Raw genomic sequence first — 2825 nt, 5'->3', positions numbered from 1 at the left:
TGAGTATTGCGGACAGATTGAGCCACCTGTGCGGAGTTTTGAGCCACCGTTTGCGGACAATAGAGCCAGTGAATGCGGAAGCGAGAGCCACTTGGTTTTTAAAGGATAAAATATAACAAGCCATTGGAATGGCACATTCCAATGGCTCGTTATTTCATTTAAATCTTTTATCTTCTAACTGTTCCTTTATAATTTCAAGAGCCCAACGAACAAGTTCATCAATGTCTAAATTCTCTTTCTCGGTATCTATACACGGCGGTAAAAGTTTATCTACAATATCCATCATCACTTCATCAGGTAAATAATTATGGAAAAAATACTTTGCTATTCGGTTTTCAACTTCTTCAGGAATCATTTCATTACCGCCAATCCATGACGTTCTCTCATTGAAACTTCACCATCTACTAGAATCTTGTGAGAATCGTGAACGATACGATCAAGAATCGCATCAGCTACTTGTGCCTGCCCAAGCTTTGTGTGCCAACCTTCAGGTGAAAACTGTGAACAGAAAATAGTGGATGCTCGCTTTAATCTTGCCTCAACAATTTCCAGCACATGAAGTACATGCTCTTCTGAAAGCTCCGTTAATAACCATTCATCAAGTACCAATAAATCAATCTTCTTATATTTTTGAATGATCCTACGGAAACTACCATCGGCTTCATACTTCGCTACAGCTAATTCATCAAGTAATTCTGGTAATCTGATATACTTTACTTTATAAAATTGCCGACACGCATGAACTCCAAAGGCGTTAGATATCCATGTTTTTCCGTTTCCTGATGCCCCCCCATTAAAATAATATTATGGTGATTTTGAATGTAGTTTCCTGTTGCCAACTCCAGAATTAATTTCTTATCTAGATTGCGATCAGGATGATATTCTATATCTTCTATAGCTGCTGTTGGCTCATTAAATGTTGCTTGTTTAATTAGTCGTTCGAGTTTATTAGATTTATCGACGATCATACTCATAATCTACCAAAAGGTTGAAACGATCATCAAAATCCATGCCTTGATATTCATTATTCTGTCCTTGTCGCTGATATAATTCTGCCATTGCACCCATTTTCATTTCAGTTAACTTACATAACGTTTCTTGGTTCATCATTTTTTATTCCCTCCAAAGTATTTAGCTCCGCGTACAAACCCATGGTCATCGATGTTAGTTTGATCGCTATTTTTTTCTGCCTTTTGATTTTGTTTTCGCTTCTTACTTCTTTCCAACACACCCTTTAATACAGAAACTGTAGGGTTTGTTGAAATTTCTAGTAATATTTGTGTTGATTTTTCCAATTCATCCTTTGAGTATTTTGTTGATAGATTTCTTAATGTACTAAGGATATTTAATGCTTTCTTTTCAACATTAATTTCTAGGATATGAGAAACAAATTGCACCATAGAAGTTCCAATCGTCTCTGCCCATTTGCGATTGTTTTCAGGATTGTGTTCTAGATATAATCGATGATTATCAGGCATATGGTCAATGTTTGTAGAATATTGACCTATCTCACCATTTAGTCTTTTATGGGATGCAATTCGAGCTTCTTTAAAGTAAACTTCAATTAGATCCGTGGTTAATCGAACATCGACATACTCACGGACGTAATCATATGGAACGGAATAATACATTCGTTCAACTTGGATGTGGTAGTTCAGTTGAACTTTTGCTGATTTCCATTCCGTAAGTTTGTAACGTGTTTGAGGAAGCTGTTGAAGGTAGGATTTCTCTTCTTCCTCAAACACCTTTTTACGAGAACCAGGTCGTTTTTGAAAATCAATGGTATTGATTTCCTCTAGCTTTTCAAAGATCTTCTGATTCAAATCTTCGATATGAAAACAATGATAGTTTCTTAGTGAAGCTATAATCTGTCGAGAAATATATCCAACTGTCCCTTCGACACTTGGTTTATCCTTTGGTTTTCTGACACGACTCGGAACAATCACAGTACGATAATAGTCTGCTAGTTCTCGATAGGCCTCATTAAGAATAGGCTCACCCCGAAGAGCTTTCGTAACCCCTGTTTTTAAATTATCTGGAACCAAGGTTTCAGGAACACCTCCGAAATACTCTAATGCATGAATATGAGCGATAAGCCAGTTCGCTGATTTCATATCCAAGAATGCTTCTACATAGCTGAATTGACTATAAGGTAAGGTTGCAGTAAAAACATAAGCTGGTATCGCTTCTCCTGTTGAACGATCAATAATTTCTAACGTAGAGCCTGCCCAATCTACTTCCATACTTTCACCAGGTTTTCTTAGGATAGGCATTGTTAATTTGTACTTCTTCGCATATTTTCCATAATTCTCGGCAAATGTGCGATAAGCATAAGGAATCTTTCCACCCTCACGTGCTTCCGTTGCATACTCAAAATGCAATAAAGTCAAAGTCACATTCTTCTTTTGTAATTCCTTATGCACTTTTTCCCAATCAACCGGGAAGTAACCTTTCTCAATAGCTTGTTTCTCTGGAAAAAGAAACGCTTCTAGCCATAGATTGGTCATGATGTCGTTCAAGCTTTCCACACCAAGTTTCTTGGCTCGATGAACGACCTCAGAGACTGTATTTCTCGAATGCCCAGTACTAGAACTAATCGTTCTTTGACTGACCTTTTCAAAATACAACTCCAGAATCTTACGACAATTAATCACAAAAAAACCTCCTGTATAATAATGTCATGCTTGCATGCATGCAACCTTTATTATACAAGAGGTCGTTCTTTTTTATATTATTGGCTCTCTCGTCCGCAAACGGTGGCTCAATCTTCCGCAATGACTGGCTCAAAACTCCGCACAAGTGGCTCTATTCATCCGCAATATTCA

Annotated in this window: 2 protein-coding genes and 1 pseudogene; all 3 read right to left on the bottom strand. The window is 37.4% G+C overall.

Annotation, left to right across the window (positions count from 1 at the left end; all coding sequences use genetic code 11):
* Positions 1-154: 154 nt before the first annotated feature.
* The 3 genes and pseudogenes from JCM21714_RS17645 to istA all read right to left on the bottom strand — a co-directional run bounded on the left by JCM21714_RS17645 (position 155) and on the right by istA (position 2654).
* Positions 155-355 (bottom strand): hypothetical protein, encoded by a 201-nt coding sequence (locus tag JCM21714_RS17645; RefSeq protein WP_035726443.1) that lies wholly within the window; start codon positions 353-355, stop codon positions 155-157.
* Positions 352-1110 (bottom strand): annotated as a pseudogene (gene istB, locus JCM21714_RS17640) (IS21-like element helper ATPase IstB). Before istB ends, JCM21714_RS17645 begins: the two are co-directional and overlap by 4 nt.
* Entirely contained in the window at positions 1107-2654 is a 1548-nt protein-coding gene (istA, locus tag JCM21714_RS17635; RefSeq protein ID WP_035726440.1) for an IS21 family transposase, read from the bottom strand. The pseudogene istB and the gene istA overlap by 4 nt, the downstream one beginning before the upstream one ends.
* Positions 2655-2825: the final 171 nt, after the last annotated feature.

This window comes from Gracilibacillus boraciitolerans JCM 21714, assembly GCF_000521485.1.
GTDB classification, from domain to species: domain Bacteria; phylum Bacillota; class Bacilli; order Bacillales; family Amphibacillaceae; genus Gracilibacillus; species Gracilibacillus boraciitolerans.
The sequence above is the reverse complement of the archived record's forward strand: the minus strand, read 5'-3'. Positions and strand labels throughout refer to the sequence as shown.

Bases quoted from the DNA above. Each gene is read 5' to 3' on its own strand.
- JCM21714_RS17645 (WP_035726443.1), bottom strand. From the start codon at position 355: ATGATTCCTGAAGAAGTTGAAAACCGAATAGCAAAGTATTTTTTCCAT.